Source organism: Roseburia intestinalis L1-82 (genome assembly GCF_900537995.1).
Taxonomy (GTDB): domain Bacteria; phylum Bacillota; class Clostridia; order Lachnospirales; family Lachnospiraceae; genus Roseburia; species Roseburia intestinalis.
In genome coordinates this window covers 2,077,826-2,092,595 of sequence record NZ_LR027880.1, presented here as the reverse complement: position 1 = coordinate 2,092,595, position 14,770 = coordinate 2,077,826, and the positions used below count along the sequence as shown (strand labels likewise).

General features: G+C 38.8%; 19 protein-coding genes. 11 read left to right on the top strand and 8 right to left on the bottom strand.

Translation table 11 applies throughout. From position 1 onward, the window contains the following. Positions 1-2: 2 nt before the first annotated feature. The 7 genes from RIL182_RS09770 (at position 3) to RIL182_RS09740 (ending at position 5,441) form a co-directional block, all read left to right on the top strand. Positions 3-698, top strand: coding sequence for a YggS family pyridoxal phosphate-dependent enzyme (locus RIL182_RS09770; RefSeq protein ID WP_006858332.1), 696 nt, complete (start codon positions 3-5; stop codon positions 696-698). Positions 699-702: 4 nt separating this feature from the next. Then, positions 703-1,239 carry a cell division protein SepF gene (locus RIL182_RS09765; RefSeq protein ID WP_015520749.1) on the top strand — a complete coding sequence of 179 codons (537 nt, stop codon included), beginning with the start codon at positions 703-705 and terminating at the stop codon, positions 1,237-1,239. A gap of 2 nt (positions 1,240-1,241) precedes the next feature. Beyond that, positions 1,242-1,994 (top strand): YlmH family RNA-binding protein, encoded by a 753-nt coding sequence (locus tag RIL182_RS09760; protein ID WP_006858333.1) that lies wholly within the window; start codon positions 1,242-1,244, stop codon positions 1,992-1,994. Between the two features lie 41 nt (positions 1,995-2,035). Next, complete coding sequence (gene aroB / locus RIL182_RS09755) at positions 2,036-3,130, top strand: 3-dehydroquinate synthase (protein WP_044999409.1); 1,095 nt, start codon at positions 2,036-2,038, stop codon at positions 3,128-3,130. 27 nt (positions 3,131-3,157) lie between these two features. Further along, entirely contained in the window at positions 3,158-3,682 is a 525-nt protein-coding gene (lspA, locus tag RIL182_RS09750; protein WP_006858334.1) for a signal peptidase II, read from the top strand. Between the two features lie 42 nt (positions 3,683-3,724). After that, positions 3,725-4,657: an RluA family pseudouridine synthase gene (locus RIL182_RS09745; RefSeq protein ID WP_006858335.1), complete on the top strand. Its 933-nt coding sequence runs from the start codon at positions 3,725-3,727 to the stop codon at positions 4,655-4,657. Positions 4,658-4,811: 154 nt separating this feature from the next. Continuing rightward, on the top strand, positions 4,812-5,441 hold the full coding sequence (locus RIL182_RS09740; RefSeq protein ID WP_006858336.1) for a cytidylate kinase-like family protein: 630 nt from the start codon (positions 4,812-4,814) through the stop codon (positions 5,439-5,441). Between the two features lie 335 nt (positions 5,442-5,776). Here the strand turns inward: RIL182_RS09740 and RIL182_RS09735 are convergent, their stop codons facing one another. The 4 genes from RIL182_RS09735 to dtd all read right to left on the bottom strand — a co-directional run bounded on the left by RIL182_RS09735 (position 5,777) and on the right by dtd (position 8,218). Continuing rightward, positions 5,777-6,709 carry a fibronectin type III domain-containing protein gene (locus RIL182_RS09735; protein WP_172606710.1) on the bottom strand — a complete coding sequence of 311 codons (933 nt, stop codon included), beginning with the start codon at positions 6,707-6,709 and terminating at the stop codon, positions 5,777-5,779. Beyond that, on the bottom strand, positions 6,688-6,915 hold the full coding sequence (locus RIL182_RS21235) for a CARDB domain-containing protein (protein ID WP_006858338.1): 228 nt from the start codon (positions 6,913-6,915) through the stop codon (positions 6,688-6,690). Before RIL182_RS21235 ends, RIL182_RS09735 begins: the two co-directional genes overlap by 22 nt. After that, positions 6,912-7,367 (bottom strand): hypothetical protein, encoded by a 456-nt coding sequence (locus RIL182_RS21230; RefSeq protein ID WP_006858339.1) that lies wholly within the window; start codon positions 7,365-7,367, stop codon positions 6,912-6,914. The genes RIL182_RS21235 and RIL182_RS21230 overlap by 4 nt, the downstream gene beginning before the upstream one ends. 398 nt (positions 7,368-7,765) lie before the next feature. Continuing rightward, entirely contained in the window at positions 7,766-8,218 is a 453-nt protein-coding gene (gene dtd / locus RIL182_RS09725) for a D-aminoacyl-tRNA deacylase (protein WP_006858340.1), read from the bottom strand. 223 nt (positions 8,219-8,441) lie between these two features. On the opposite strand from dtd, the gene RIL182_RS09720 reads away from it, so the two are divergent. Together RIL182_RS09720 and RIL182_RS09715 are read left to right on the top strand one after the other, a co-directional pair. Then, complete coding sequence (locus RIL182_RS09720) at positions 8,442-9,176, top strand: tRNA 2-thiocytidine(32) synthetase TtcA (RefSeq protein WP_006858341.1); 735 nt, start codon at positions 8,442-8,444, stop codon at positions 9,174-9,176. Between the two features lie 46 nt (positions 9,177-9,222). Further along, positions 9,223-10,272, top strand: a complete 1,050-nt coding sequence (locus tag RIL182_RS09715; protein WP_022112973.1) for a tyrosine-type recombinase/integrase — start codon at positions 9,223-9,225, stop codon at positions 10,270-10,272. 110 nt (positions 10,273-10,382) lie between these two features. Here RIL182_RS09715 and RIL182_RS09710 read toward each other — a convergent pair whose 3' ends face one another. The 4 genes from RIL182_RS09710 to RIL182_RS21225 form a co-directional block, all read right to left on the bottom strand. Further along, positions 10,383-11,081 carry a lysophospholipid acyltransferase family protein gene (locus RIL182_RS09710; RefSeq protein WP_243128750.1) on the bottom strand — a complete coding sequence of 233 codons (699 nt, stop codon included), beginning with the start codon at positions 11,079-11,081 and terminating at the stop codon, positions 10,383-10,385. Positions 11,082-11,295: 214 nt separating this feature from the next. Next, a complete protein-coding gene (locus tag RIL182_RS09705; RefSeq protein WP_006858362.1) occupies positions 11,296-11,628 on the bottom strand; it encodes a hypothetical protein in 333 nt (110 codons plus the stop codon). A gap of 162 nt (positions 11,629-11,790) precedes the next feature. Further along, positions 11,791-13,470: an IS66 family transposase gene (locus RIL182_RS09700; protein WP_134523155.1), complete on the bottom strand. Its 1,680-nt coding sequence runs from the start codon at positions 13,468-13,470 to the stop codon at positions 11,791-11,793. 14 nt (positions 13,471-13,484) lie between these two features. After that, positions 13,485-13,658 (bottom strand): hypothetical protein, encoded by a 174-nt coding sequence (locus tag RIL182_RS21225; RefSeq protein ID WP_006855274.1) that lies wholly within the window; start codon positions 13,656-13,658, stop codon positions 13,485-13,487. 46 nt (positions 13,659-13,704) lie between these two features. Here RIL182_RS21225 and RIL182_RS09695 point away from each other — a divergent pair, with 46 nt between their 5' ends. Both RIL182_RS09695 and lexA read left to right on the top strand, forming a co-directional pair. After that, complete coding sequence (locus RIL182_RS09695; protein WP_134523269.1) at positions 13,705-13,962, top strand: hypothetical protein; 258 nt, start codon at positions 13,705-13,707, stop codon at positions 13,960-13,962. Between the two features lie 128 nt (positions 13,963-14,090). Continuing rightward, positions 14,091-14,708 (top strand): transcriptional repressor LexA, encoded by a 618-nt coding sequence (lexA, locus tag RIL182_RS09690; RefSeq protein ID WP_006856092.1) that lies wholly within the window; start codon positions 14,091-14,093, stop codon positions 14,706-14,708. Positions 14,709-14,770: the final 62 nt, after the last annotated feature.

The following is a 14,770-nucleotide window of genomic DNA, read 5'->3' as shown; positions in this document are numbered from 1 at the left end:
ATATGTTAAAAGAAAATCTTGCCAATGTCGAAAAAAATATTGAACAGGCTTGTAAAAATGCCGGACGCAGCCGCGATGAAGTAACCCTGATTGCGGTAAGCAAAACGAAACCCGTTGAAATGTTACAGGAAATTTACGACGAAAACATCCGTGATTTCGGTGAAAATAAAGTACAGGAACTCTGCAGCAAGATGGAGCAGCTTCCATCAGATATCCGCTGGCATATGATCGGACATCTTCAGCGCAATAAAGTAAAGTATATTGTGGGAAAAGTTGAGTTGATCCATTCCGTGGATACATACCGCCTTGCAGAAGAGATTAACATTCAGGCAAAAAAACAGAATGTGATCGTTCCAATTCTTGTCGAAGTCAATATTGCACATGAAGAGTCTAAATTTGGTATTTCCGCAGAAGATGCAATCCTTCTTGTGGAAGAGATTTCCAAACTTGAAAATATCCGTATCAAAGGACTTATGACGATTGCGCCTTATGTTGAAAATCCGGAAGATAATCGTCTGTATTTCCGAAAAATAAAGCAATTATCTGTTGACATAACTAATAAAAACATAGATAATGTATTTATGGAAATTCTGTCTATGGGAATGACAGGCGATTATATGGTTGCAATCGAAGAGGGCGCTACCATGGTGCGTGTAGGAACCGGAATTTTCGGTGAAAGAAATTATAAACAGGAGTGAGAACATGGGAGTTCTTGATAAATTTTTAAATGTTATGCGTCTGAATCCTGAGGATGACGACGATTTTTACAATGAAGATTACGATTACGATGATGATTATACAGAGGACGAGCCAAAGCAGACATTCCGTCGCGAGAAGAAACGTGAAACAGTAGAAAAAGATTATGATTCAGATCGTCCGAAGGAGACTCCGGTAAAATCCTCATCCAAGGTAACGCCGATCCGTCCATCGAAAAAACAGACTGGTCCCGGCGGTATGCAGGTATGTGTGATCAAACCTACTTCTGTTGAAGATGCGAGAGAAATTACAGAGACTTTACTGGAGAACCGTACTGTTGTCCTCAATGTTGAGGGTCTTGACGTTGAGATTGCGCAGCGTATCATTGATTTTACATCCGGTTCATGCTTTGCAATCAGTGGTAATCTGCAGAAGATTTCAAATTACATCTTCATTATCACACCGGCATCTGTGGATATTTCCGGAGATTTTTTAAGTTTAATGGATTCATTTGAGACAAGGGGTATTCAGACCGATTTTTAATTATGAATGAGCAGGAACTTTGTAAAAAACGTCTGTTGGATCTTTCCAGACAGGCTGACCGAAAGGGAATCGTTTTATTCAGCGATTTCCTTAATTTAAATGAACTGAATATTTACCACCAGTGTGAATCCGAATTTGCCACAAAGACGGAGAGTTTTGGCGGGGTTTCCTATGCAGAGCGTCAGATAATTGCTTTTATTCCTGATGCTCTTTATTATGAATGGACATACCCGATTGCGGCATTAAAGGTGGAACCCGCTTATCCGAAGTTTGCAGAAAAATTAGGTCACCGTGATCTGCTTGGATCTGTCATGACACTCGGTATAGACCGCTCAAAGATCGGTGATATTCTGATGGGAGACGGCTGTTATTATATCCTGTGTGAGGAAAATGTGGCTCCATACTTTATGGAACAGCTCACAAAAGTTCGTCATACACTGGTGCGCTTAAGTGTTGTAAGTACAGACGAAATCAGTTCGCATCAGGAGATGATCGATAAAGATGGCATCATTACCTCAAACAGACTTGATTCTGTCATTGCCTGTGTATACCGTTTATCCAGAAGCCAGTCTTTAGAACTGATCCGCGCAGATCGTGTATTTGTAAATGGAAAAAATATTCAGACACCAACCTATATCTGCAAGCCGGATGATATTATATCCGTGCGCGGTCATGGGCGTTTTCATTTTATTTCCATCTCAGGAGAAACCAATAAAGGACGTCTGAAAATCAAATATCAGCTATATAAAAGTTAACAGTACGCTCATATGCAAAAATGCAGAAACGGAGGAGTATTATGTCAAAAAGTATACCGGTTACAGATGGAACAAATGTGATCTATACGATTGAATTAAAAAAAGATTTTGGGGATCTTTGTAAAGAACTGATCAGACTCAAAATCAGTCCTGACCAGAAACTTTGTATTGTCACAGATTCCAATGTAGCACCCTTATACGCAAAGGAAGTACAGGATCAGCTTTCTGCGGTATTTTCAAATGTATTTTTACATATTTTTCCTGCAGGTGAAGCAAGCAAAAACACGGATACCGTAGGTGCGTTATATCAGTTTCTGATAGAAAATCACTTCGACAGAAGAGACATCCTCTTAGCACTTGGTGGAGGTGTAGTCGGTGATCTGACCGGTTTTACGGCAGCAACTTACTTACGGGGCATTGATTTCATACAGATTCCAACTACACTGCTTTCACAGGTGGACAGCAGTATTGGCGGCAAAACGGGTATTGATTTTATGCAGTATAAAAATATGGTCGGTGCATTTTATCAGCCTAAATTAGTTTATATGAACCTGTCAGTGCTTCATTCTCTTCCAGGAAAACAGATTGTTTCCGGAATGGGAGAGATTATCAAGCATGGCTTGATCAAGGATGCTTCTTATTTTGAATGGCTCATCGCTCATGAAAAAGAGATCTGGGCATTAGATCCTGAAATTTTAGAAGAAATGATCTACATAAGCTGTAATATCAAGCGTGATGTGGTCGAACGTGATCCCAAAGAGCAGGGAGAGCGTGCACTCCTTAATTTTGGACACACGATTGGTCATGCCATTGAAAAGCTTTCTGATTTTTCGCTTTACCACGGAGAATGTGTAGGACTTGGTATTGTTGCGGCATCTTATCTGTCCATGCAGCTTGGCCATATTTCAAAAGAAGATTTTGAGAAAATACAAAATGCTTTATCGCTTTTTGAACTTCCAACACAGATGGATGGATTTAACGCAGAAAAAGTTCTTTCCGCAACAAAATCCGATAAAAAAATGGTTGGAAACCAGGTTAAGTTTATTCTGTTAAAAGAGATTGGAAATGCTTATATCTACCGCGAACTGACAGATGAACAGATTCTTGACGGTATCCGTTATGTCTGCCGTTCCTAAAATGATTTCCAAAGAAATGAGGACTCAATGAAACAACAATCTAAAACCATTCAAAAAAAAGCTTTTATCGGTATTTTATGCTCAGTCATTCTGATTTTTTTAGACCAGTTTACAAAATATCTTGCAGTACAGCATTTGAAAGATCAGATGCCTGTTGTTTTGTGGAAAAACGTTTTGGAACTCAGTTATTTAGAGAACCGTGGTGCAGCGTTTGGTATTTTTCAGGGAAAACAGTGGCCGCTTATTATTTTTACCGTGATTGTTCTGATCCTTATCATATATTTTTATCTGATGCGCATTCCTTCGGAAAAACATTTTGGCTTACTCAATGGAATCGCCATTCTGTTTTTTGCAGGTGCGATCGGTAACTTTATTGACCGGGTTACGCAGAGATATGTGGTTGATTTCTTTTATTTCAGACTGATCAATTTCCCGGTGTTCAACGTCGCAGACATTTATGTGACCGTTGCTGCCGTACTTTTGATCTTATGTCTGCTGTTTTATAAGGAAGAAGACTTTGAACGTATTCTTCCCACAAAAAAGAAATCATGATTTTTGTATACCATTGAATATACATACCAGAATGGAGATTTTATGAAACAGGAAACTTTCGAAATAGAGGCAGAATATGAGGGAGAACGCTTAGATAAATATCTAAGCGTTATTTTTGAGCAGTCAAAAACCTCTTCAAATGCACCTTCACGTTCTTTTTTTCAGAAACTGATCAGGGACGGCCATGTAAAAGTAAATGATTCTATAGCAAAAGCAAATTACCGTCTGCGTATGGATGACCTTGTATGTGTGGAAATTCCAGACGCCGTGGAAACACCGATTCTCCCGGAAGATATCCCGCTTGATATTTTATATGAGGACGATGACCTTCTCGTTGTCAATAAACCGAAAGGAATGGTTGTACATCCATCAGCAGGGCATTATTCAGGCACCTTAGTTAATGCGATTATGTTTCACTGCAAAGACAGTCTTTCTGGCATTAATGGCGAAATACGGCCAGGAATCGTGCACCGGATCGATATGGACACAACCGGTTCGCTCATTGTATGTAAAAATGATGAGAGCCATATTAAAATTGCAGAGCAGATCAAAGAGCACAGTGTCAATCGCAGATACCGCGGTATTGTATATGGCGTTGTAAAAGACGATGAAGGAACGATCAATGCTCCGATCGGCAGACATCCGACCAACCGGAAAAAGATGGCGATCAACGAGAAAAATGGAAAGCCGGCGATCACACATTATAAAGTACTGGAACGTTTTTCGAATTATACCTATATGGAATTTAAATTAGAGACGGGCAGAACACATCAGATCCGCGTTCATATGGCAAGTATCGGTCACCCGTTACTTGGCGATACCGTATATTCCAGTGGAAAAAGTCCGTTTAAAACGCAGGGGCAGACACTTCATGCCATGACGATCGGTTTTATTCATCCGCATACTAATGAATATATGGAAATATCGGCACCACTCCCAGAATATTTTTTGAAAATACTAAAAAGTTTACATTAAATTCCGAAAAATTGTTTTAATTTTTGAAAAAATGTAGTATAATTATACAAAAGAAACAGATATCATCATATGAAAACGAGGCGTTTTGCATGTATTGCACAAATATTTCGTAATATGTAAGATATTCTGCTGCAAAAGAAAGTGGGGGATTCCTATGTCAAATAAGATATATACCATTGGTCGTGAATTTGGAAGCGGAGGTAAAGCAGTTGGTGAGGCACTTGCCAACAGACTTGGCATCAAATTATACGACAAAGAATTATTACAGCAGGCAGCGAAAGACAGTGGCTTTTGCGAAGAGATTTTTGAAAATCACGATGAAAAACCAACCAGCAGCTTTTTATACTCACTGGTCATGGATACATACTCCGTTGGAAGCTACAATTCTTCACCGTTTCTTGATATGCCGTTGAACCATAAAGTATTCCTTGCACAATTTGAAACGATCAAAAAGATTGCAGATCGTGAATCCTGTGTCATTGTTGGCAGATGTGCAGATTACGCATTGGCAGATTATCCGGACTGCATCAATATTTTTATACATTCAGATATGGAAAACCGCGTCAAAGCTGTCAGCAAACGCCTGAATATCACAGAGAATAAGGCAAAAGACCTGATCCAGAAAAAGGATAAACAGCGCGCCAGCTATTATAATTATTATTCCAGCAAGCGCTGGGGTGATTCTACTAGCTATCATCTGACACTGGATGCCGGAAAGCTTGGTATTGACGGATGTGTCGACATGATCTTAAAATTCCGTGAAATTATGGATGCACAGAAATAAAATAGAAATATCCCGGAAAAAAGTCCCTGTTAAGGTGTATAGCCTTAATGGGGATTTTTTTATAAAAATGATAATTGCAAATTGATTAGTTTTGTTGCCGACACAGCGTATATTGAGTTAATAAGCTACAGACTATTTGCTTCCGAATACAACTATTCGTTAAACTTGTGTTTTGCGAATAGAAGAAAAGACAATCAAACAACTCAAATACACTCTGCTACATATAAATTTATACAAACTTTATCATCAATGCATCCATACGAAAATCCCGTGTTAAGATAAATATCTGGTTAACACGGGATTTTTCTGATTGACAGCCTGCAAATAAATCTATATTATTTACATTTTACTTTTTTTACTACTGAATATGCGCCATATATTTTTTTACCTTTCACAGTTTTATATGCGCGTACCTTATAATAATACGTTTTTTTGGAAGAAACTTTTTTATCAAGGAAAGTTGTTTTTTTCGCGTTTTTAACGGTGGAAACTTTTGTAAATTTTCCTTTATTTGAAACAGCAGTAAGCGCATTCCAGCTTAAGGTAACACTATCTACTTTTACAGAATTCACCTTTACATTTTTCGGTGCCGTTTTATCTACGGACTTTACTGTTACTGTCACCGTTGCCTTTGCTGAGTCATCTGCTTTCGTAGTAATAATGGCTGTTCCTGTTCCTTTGATTGTTAAATTGCCACTGGAAGCATCTATTGTCGCCACCGCATTATTAGAACTGCTCCAGTTTACATTTGCTTTTACTCCGGTCAGTGTAGTTGTTGCTGTCAGCTGATAACTCTTATTTTTATTTGTGTCATAATCATAAGTCAGATTTGCTCTTCCATCACAGATCTGAACACCTGTTATTTCTGATTCTAATGTCGGTAACAACAATAAGTACTGGTTATCTCCCGTACAAACTTCATCTTCTGTTGTAACTTTAACAATATAAAGTTTGTCTTTTCCCGGAGTAACATTCATTTTACTTCTGTCAAGTTCAAATGGAACAACAACAGAATCTGCATTCGTGACATCTTTGATCGTTCTCTGGAAAACAATATCTCCATCTAACGAATCTTCGTATACTTTCAGTTCCACATCTGCATTTCGTGCTGTCAGATTAGAAATCTGTGCATACACATCAATGATATTATCATGATAATATTCCGTTGTTTTTAGCGAAACATCTGCATATCCGAGTTTAATTTCCTGTTCATTATTTTTTGTATTGCGATCTTCATCTTGATTGATCACAAACCTGTATGTTTGCACTTCTTTCGATACGGATTTTGAAAATGTAATTTCAATCTCTTTTTCTTCTCCTGAAGCAATACTTTCATTACATCCACGGTATCGATCCAGTCATCATCCTCATATACATCAACAGTAAATCCTGATGCATCTTTCACCCCTTCATTTCCAACGGAAATTGTCGCTGTCTGCCTGCCGTTTGCATAATTTTGTTCGCTGGCGCTCACATTTTCCAATACAAGGTCATTTGCTTCAACAGTTTCCTGGTAAGCAAGGATAAACTCATCCGCATCATTGAGATCATAATACCCGAATACAATATGGTAAATTCCATCGGACGTTTTATAAATTGCTGGTTGGTAAATGTATTGTTGGTAGTGTCAAATACTGCAAATGCAAGTTCAATTCTTCCGGCAAGATCTTTAATCTGCTCTGTCGTGTTCAAATTAACAGACTTCTTGTGTCTGTCTTTTGATTCTTCCGTTTCAGTCTCTTCAATTTCAGTTTCTTCTATTTCGACTTCTTCGGTTTCAATCTCCTCAGTTTCAATTTCCCCGGTTTCGGTTTCTTCGGTTTCAGTTTCTGCTTCTTCCGTCTGAATCTCTTCTATTTCTTCCGTCTCGGTTTCAACTTTCTCAGTTACTGCTTCTTCCGTTTCGACTGTTTTCTCAGAAGCCATTTCATCCGTTTCCTGAGGTTCTTCTTTGCTGTTCCGCCAATGACTGGAACATCTCCCGGTACGGTATAACCAACTCCATTTCCAAATTTGAAATTTTCGCTGACTTTTGTATCAGTACCAATGAATCTGGATGCTTTCGACTTTATAAAAATGTTGGTCTTAACAGCCTCTGATTTTACATTGTTTCCACATACAACCTGTAAGTAAAAGAACTTTCCGGGCGGATCAGCCCGTTCCCCGCACTGACATTTATACCATATAAAAATTATACTAAAATAATTCCAATCAAAATAAACCGTATACCACCCAGCATAAATCCTGTTATGCCAAATAGCATTCCAAAATCATCTTCCTCCTTTCCTTTTTCCTTTCAAAAAAATCAACCATTCTTACGATTTTCATCGTATGAGTTCATCAGAATCAAGAATGATCGTAAAAGGTCCGTCATTCACAAGGGATATTTTCATATCTGCTCCGAAAACCCCCTGTTCTACAACTGCAATCTGATTTTTACAGCTCTCAATAATATAGTGATAAAGTTCTTTTGCCATGTCCGGTTTACCGGCATCTGTAAAAGATGGCCTGTTTCCCTTCCGGCAATCTGCATATAAGGTAAACTGTGATATTAATAACAGACTTCCATTCACATCCTTCAATGATAAATTTGTCTTTCCTTCAGAATCTTCAAAAATACGAAGTCCGATCAGTTTTTTTATCATTTTATCCGCAATCTCTTTCGTATCAGAATCGGATATGCCAATCAGTACCATAAAACCTTTTTGAATACTGCCCGTTACCTCATCATCTACGCGACATGCGGCTGAACATACGCGTTGTACTATAAATTTCATGATCCATATCTACTCCTTTTTTCATAATTTCAAATCCATTTTTTATACCAAATTTCATAACCATAAATCCTACTATAAATTTAACATATTTTTAACAATTTGCATATACTTTTCCACATTAAACAAAAAAAGTAATAATTTTATCCTGCATCATCCGGATTAAAAATTAATATACCTTTGCCTTAAAATATTGTATAATAAAGAAAGTTCAGGAGGCCTGCATATGAAATTACAGCAATTATACAGCTACACGCGAAAAGCAATTGATCATTATCAGTTGATTGAGTCCGGCGATAAGATCGCCATTGGTATTTCCGGAGGCAAAGATTCTCTTACACTTTTATATGCACTGAGTGGTCTGCGCCGCTTTTATCCCCAAAAATTCGATCTGGTAGCTGTGACCGTAGATCTTGGCTATGAAAATTTTGATCTTACAGCTGTTTCAAAACTCTGTCATGATCTTGACGTCCCATACCATATCGTAAATACAGAAATAGCAAAGATTCTCTTTGAAGAACGAAATGAAAAACCCACCTGTTCCTTATGTGCAAAAATGCGCAAAGGTGCCTTGAATCAGGCGATAAAAGAACTCGGATGTAATAAAGTGGCATATGCACATCATATGGATGATGTGATTGAAACAGCATTTTTATCCATGATTTTTGAGGGACGCTTTTATGTATTTCCCCCAAAAACCTACATGGAAGATTCTGATCTTACCATAATCCGTCCTCTGATTTATGTATCTGAGGCAGAAGTAAAAGGATTCCGGAATAAGTATCCGCTTCCTGTTGTAAAAAATCCATGTCCGATGGACGGTAATACTAAACGCGAATATGTAAAGAAACTGATACAGCAGTTAAATATAGACAATCCGGGGGTTAAGACGAAACTTTTTCATGCAATCCAGAACGGAAATATACAAGGATGGCTGTCCGGTACCAATAATGCAATTTAAGCCTTATGTTACTTTTTTAAAATCCCCCCACAAACTGGAGATCACAATGAAAGAAAAAGCATATTATGAAACAATAAACGTAAAGAATGAAGTAAAGTTAAGAAAACTATTAGAAACACTGCCACCCTTTTGCAAACAGTTTTTTATTGGCATTGAAGCAACAAGCTCTTCCAGGACAAAAATTGCATACGCATATGATATCGGGTGTTTCTTCGATTACCTGCATGCTACCAATCCGGTCTGTGCTAAAATGGATATTACAGATTTTCCAATCTCTATTTTAAATGAAATTACACCAATGGATATTGAGGAATATCTTTCTTATTTAAAATACTACGAAAAAGACGGAACGGAACACACCAATGACGAAGGTGGTTTGAAGCGTAAACTTTCTGCCCTGCGCTCCTTTTATCATTATTATTACAAAAATGGTTTGATTGAAGATGATCCAACTGTTAAAGTAGACATGCCTAAAATACATGAAAAGAATATTATCCGTCTGGATGTCGATGAGGTGGCAAAGCTCCTTGACGAAGTGGAATCTGGCGAGAATCTTACTGCGAGACAGCAACAGTATCATGAAAAGACAAAAATCCGGGATCTGGCAATGATGACACTTCTTTTAGGAACCGGTATCCGTGTTTCTGAATGTGTCGGCCTCGATATGGAAGATGTTGACTTTAAAAATAACGGCATTAAAATCCACCGCAAAGGTGGCGCAGAAGTTGTCGTATATTTTGGAGAGGAAGTCCGCAGAGCTCTCATGGATTATATGGTGGAACGCCAGAAAATCACTGCAGCCGACGGAAGTATCAATGCGCTCTTCCTATCACTTCAAAACAAGCGCATAAGTGTCAGATCCGTGGAAAATATGGTAAAAAAATATTCCAAGCTTGTAACAACCTTAAAACATATTACGCCGCATAAACTTCGGAGTACCTACGGTACATCCCTCTACCGCGAAACCGGCGATATCTATCTGGTTGCCGATGTTCTTGGACATAAAGATGTCAATACTACCCGTAAGCACTATGCTGCACTTGAAGATGAAAGACGCCGGAGTGCTGCGAAATATGTCAAATTACGTGAGATCTGATTTCTGTGTATTATTAAAAAAGTGCTATATGACATTTTATATCATATAACACTTTTTCTAATTCATAACAATAGAATGTTCATGGAAGATGCATTCTATTGTTTCATATATTATGTCTCCGGTAACAATATACTGTCAATTTTTTCCTGAATCCTGCGCTGTACCAGTTCTGCAATCTCATGTGTTTTCAATGAACCATATTCATCAAATAAAATAGGTTTCAGATAGTGTACCTGTGTTGTCACAGGTCCCAGATTAAAACTGTTAAAAACCTTATAGGAATCGATCAGGGCAACCGGTATAATCGGTGCCTTTGTCTTTAAAGCAATTTTAAAACTACCGGCCTTGAAATTGCATACGTTATTACGATTATTGAAATCGTACCCGCCTTCCGGAAAAAGGATATAACGTTTCCCCTTTTTAACGTCTTCTGAAACTTCATTAATGATTGTAAGCGCCTGCCTTACATCCTTCTTATCCAGACGTTTTCCCTGCAGCAGATCGATAAATTCCCGAACGAGGATCGTATTGGATTTTGCACGATCCATGACGATAGAGCACGGTTTTTTATGGGTATAAATAATACCAAGTGCGTCATACTTTCCCTGATGGTTTGGATACATCATATAGCCGCCCTCTGACGGGAGATTTTCCAGACCATATGCTTTCGTCTTAATTCCACCAGTCGTTTTCATAAGGCGAATCACATGGCGCGCAAGCTCATATCGCTCTTCTTCTGAATATTTTTCAGGATGATCCGCTTCCTTATGCATCTTTGGAATCATATATGGTGCTCTGAAAAGGTTCATAAGAATTACATAAATAAACTTTAACATATCTTCAACGCTATCCTCCGTACCTGGCATATACCCTGAATATCACCACTTCCATCGGGATATTTTTATGCCGAATATAATTATTATAGCTTATTTTGAAGAAAAATACAACATCCCCACAGACTACTGTTTTGTTCCTACTGTTTTGTTGCTGTTTTGTTGCTGTTTTGCGCTGCTATTTGGGCACCTATTTTAAATATTCTGCTGAATAATATGGCACTGTCAGATATTCGCCCTCATGAATATCATCCGGAAAGATATGATTGATCATACATACCTCTTCTATATAAGCTGAGGTATCTTTATAATCATCGGTCATATAAATCCCTGCAATGTCATTTAACGTCTGTCCCGGGGTAATCTGTATGCTGGTATAATATTTATAGGCACTGGTTTCATCAGCCGCCTGTGCCCGGATCGTACCAAAACATGCGGAACACATTATTATAAATAGTACCATTGATAATGCGATCAAAAAAACTGATTTCTGCTTTTTCCTGCTTTTTCTTCTGCTTCTCATAAACACCCTCCATCACATGCAAACATTTGTTGCGAACAACTGTTTGCATATCTGTATCATAATACGCGAACATTTGTTTGTCAAGTGGTTACTGTTCAGAGGTAAACTTGTAACAAAAGAACCGATGGTATAGACTAATCGTAGTCAAAACCATCGGTTTTCTTATGCAAATATTTCTGCAATCTCGCGGAACAGATTGGTCTGCTCTTTTCTGCGCATCAAAACCAGCATGCTCATGCATTTACAGAGATGGTCGATGCTTGACGGACTCCGGAATGACACAGCCTGCGCCTGTTTTCTTTTATATTTTCTCAGCAGCCGTTCGGCTTCGTTATTCGTGGCAGGTACATTCTTATTATGGAGGAAAAGAAGATGATCTTTCTTATACTTTTTCATCCTTTTGTACAGGTTGTATCCATCACGGTAGTATTTCCCAGGCGGCTCATAGTCGTATTCATCCCCAGCTATGGACAGGATTGTTTTATAACGTTCTTCAAATTCGGAGACGGTCTGCGGATCTGGCTCTTCTGATTCAGATAAACCATTCCGGTAATGGATCATTTCCTGTATCAGGGAATGCATCTGCCTGTTCCAGGTACGGTCCTTTTCGTTGTCCATGCTGTCTTTCAGATAACGCAGTACATGTGCAAGGCATTCCTGGTGGCCGGTTCCATACTTATAAAAGGTTACATCATGATCGTGGACCAGTGTCCCCTGATAGTCTTCAACGACCGTGCCCTTTATTCCATCGTGTCCCTTTTTGCCCCTGGCAAAATAGAGCACACCGCCATCCGGAACCGCACATACAAATACATACGAACTTTCCCCGTTTACACAGGCATTGGTACAGTCTGTATGCATGACAGGGGAAAGCAGCATATCGCAGAAAATCTCTTTACGCTGGGATTCTGTTTTTTGGGCAAATGACCGGCAGAGATTATTGATCATGCCTTTTGATATGTTTATTTTTCCATCTGTCAGATCAGACAAAAACCTGCGGCTTTTATCAATTGATGTACAGCAGTCATTATTCAGCAGAAACAGGAAAGCACGTAAATTTCCTCCATAGTTAACGTCATCAATGACTCCCTGTGGAAATGGTGCATGGATCCGTTCACCTGTTTTGGAATTATAGTACACATCGGCATGATACTCGGTCACATGCACTTCTACGCTGATGTCGATTTTCTGCTTTGTAATGGTTTTCGATGTTTTCTTAAAGTCAGGGTCATGGAGTACTTCTTCGGGTGCCGGAAGATAGATTTCCCTTGTCGGGGTGAGTTTCTTTCTGCAGTGCCCCCTGTGTCCTGGCTGTCCACCGGGTTTCCTTCCTGTTTTTTCGCGGCTGTTGGATATTTTTTTGCGGGCGATAGATTTTGAAGACGGGATGGATGAGTTTTCATAGTTCCGGTTAATCTGTGCCGTCAGTTTCTGTACTTTTTGTTTTTCATCATCAAGCTCTGTCTTTACTTTGTAAAGTTCCCGTCTCTGGGAAGTTACTTTTTCAAGGGCGGTGTCGCGCTGTTTTTCTGCACGGATGGCCCTTTTTTCCATCATATCCGCCTTTTTTACTGCTTCGGCGACCATACGGTCGCATTCTTTTTGCAGCTGTTCAAAAATCTCAAACCATTGATTCCGAATCGTAATGGCATGGCTGTGTTCTTTTGCTACAGCTGCTTCCAGTTTTGCAATTCTGCGTTCCAGGGCACGCACCTGTGTAAGGTGCTGTTTTTCCATTCGGATATATTTTTCTCCCGATTGAAAGGCTGCAAGTTCTTCCTGTGCTGCTTTCAGCCTGTATTGAAGTACTGTAATGGTTTCAAAAGAATTCCCCATCCCCATGCCGCGTCCTTTCCTTAAATGTTTGTCAGATCATCAATGATTTTTTCTAATTCTGCATTATGTTCCTCAAGGGATTTGATCAATGAGGACTGGGTTTCGATGACCCTGTGCTGTAGTCCGTTTGTATGCTCAAGACTGCCTATAAGTTCTTCATATGCTTTGAGTTTGCTTTTATCATCTGCGTTCATTTGTGCCTCCTTAAGTATAGGATAAGTATAGCAGAAACAGGGACGAATGGGAAATCGGACGAATTACGGGACTGGCAGAATGACGGTGGATAACCGGCAGAAAAATGAAAGAAGCAGGAGTGGAAATCCGTATTCCAGCCATGTAAAAGCAGGAAAACATGCAGGTACTGTTTATAATTTCAAAAGAAAAAGCAGGATTCGGAAGTCGTTAACGAGACTTCCCATCCTGCTTGAGTTTATCCACAAATATATTTTTTTAAATTTCGTCAGTTTTTACAATGGTCTGAACAGTAACGTCAAGTGAAAAATCGAACAAATTTTCGGAATATACGTTTGCATTTTCATTTGTTTTATGATAAAATAAATACAGGGCAGAATCATCCCCTTACAAGATTGATAAAATACATTTTATCGTATAATAGGAGGCACTTTATGGCATATGGCAAAATCAGCAGTAAGCAGCGAGAAATTTTAGAATATATCAAACAGGAAATTTTAAACAAAGGTTATCCACCTGCAGTTCGTGAGATCTGCGAAGCAGTTCATTTAAAGTCAACTTCTTCTGTTCATTCACACCTTGAGACTCTTGAAAAGAATGGTTATATCCGAAGAGATCCTACAAAACCACGTGCCATCGAGATCATTGATGACAATTTCAACTTAACAAGACGTGAAGTCGTAAATGTCCCTATCATTGGTCAGGTAGCTGCCGGTCAGCCGCTGCTTGCCGTTGAGAATATCGAAAATTACTTTCCGATTCCTACTGAGTTTATGCCAAATGCAGAAACGTTTATGTTAAAGGTAAAAGGGGACAGTATGATTAATGCCGGAATATTTAACGGTGATAAGATTCTTGTACAGAAACAATCAGATGCACAGAATGGAGATATTGTCGTTGCGCTTGTAGATGATTCCGCAACCGTAAAAACTTTTTACAAAGAAGACGGTCACTTTCGCCTGCAGCCGGAAAATGATACCATGGATCCGATCATTGTGAATGAATGTTCGATTCTTGGTAAAGTATTCGGTATTATGCGATTTTTAAATTAAGGAAAAGGCAGCTGATTTTCATGTTAACAATCAGCTGCCTTTTCCGTTTATGTTCATAAAAC

Coding starts and splice junctions, on each gene's coding strand:
- RIL182_RS09715 (WP_022112973.1), top strand. CDS start 9,223: ATGAAAGAAAAAGCATATTATGAAACAATAAACGTAAAGAATGAAGTA.
- RIL182_RS09765 (WP_015520749.1), top strand. CDS start 703: ATGGGAGTTCTTGATAAATTTTTAAATGTTATGCGTCTGAATCCTGAG.
- RIL182_RS21230 (WP_006858339.1), bottom strand. CDS start 7,367: ATGGCTTCTGAGAAAACAGTCGAAACGGAAGAAGCAGTAACTGAGAAA.
- RIL182_RS09700 (WP_134523155.1), bottom strand. CDS start 13,470: ATGGGGATGGGGAATTCTTTTGAAACCATTACAGTACTTCAATACAGG.
- RIL182_RS09770 (WP_006858332.1), top strand. CDS start 3: ATGTTAAAAGAAAATCTTGCCAATGTCGAAAAAAATATTGAACAGGCT.
- RIL182_RS09740 (WP_006858336.1), top strand. CDS start 4,812: ATGTCAAATAAGATATATACCATTGGTCGTGAATTTGGAAGCGGAGGT.
- RIL182_RS09705 (WP_006858362.1), bottom strand. CDS start 11,628: ATGAGAAGCAGAAGAAAAAGCAGGAAAAAGCAGAAATCAGTTTTTTTG.
- lexA (WP_006856092.1), top strand. CDS start 14,091: ATGGCATATGGCAAAATCAGCAGTAAGCAGCGAGAAATTTTAGAATAT.
- RIL182_RS21225 (WP_006855274.1), bottom strand. CDS start 13,658: ATGAACGCAGATGATAAAAGCAAACTCAAAGCATATGAAGAACTTATA.
- RIL182_RS09710 (WP_243128750.1), bottom strand. CDS start 11,081: ATGAACCTTTTCAGAGCACCATATATGATTCCAAAGATGCATAAGGAA.
- RIL182_RS09720 (WP_006858341.1), top strand. CDS start 8,442: ATGAAATTACAGCAATTATACAGCTACACGCGAAAAGCAATTGATCAT.
- RIL182_RS09760 (WP_006858333.1), top strand. CDS start 1,242: ATGAATGAGCAGGAACTTTGTAAAAAACGTCTGTTGGATCTTTCCAGA.
- RIL182_RS09695 (WP_134523269.1), top strand. CDS start 13,705: ATGGGAAATCGGACGAATTACGGGACTGGCAGAATGACGGTGGATAAC.
- aroB (WP_044999409.1), top strand. CDS start 2,036: ATGTCAAAAAGTATACCGGTTACAGATGGAACAAATGTGATCTATACG.
- lspA (WP_006858334.1), top strand. CDS start 3,158: ATGAAACAACAATCTAAAACCATTCAAAAAAAAGCTTTTATCGGTATT.
- RIL182_RS09745 (WP_006858335.1), top strand. CDS start 3,725: ATGAAACAGGAAACTTTCGAAATAGAGGCAGAATATGAGGGAGAACGC.
- dtd (WP_006858340.1), bottom strand. CDS start 8,218: ATGAAATTTATAGTACAACGCGTATGTTCAGCCGCATGTCGCGTAGAT.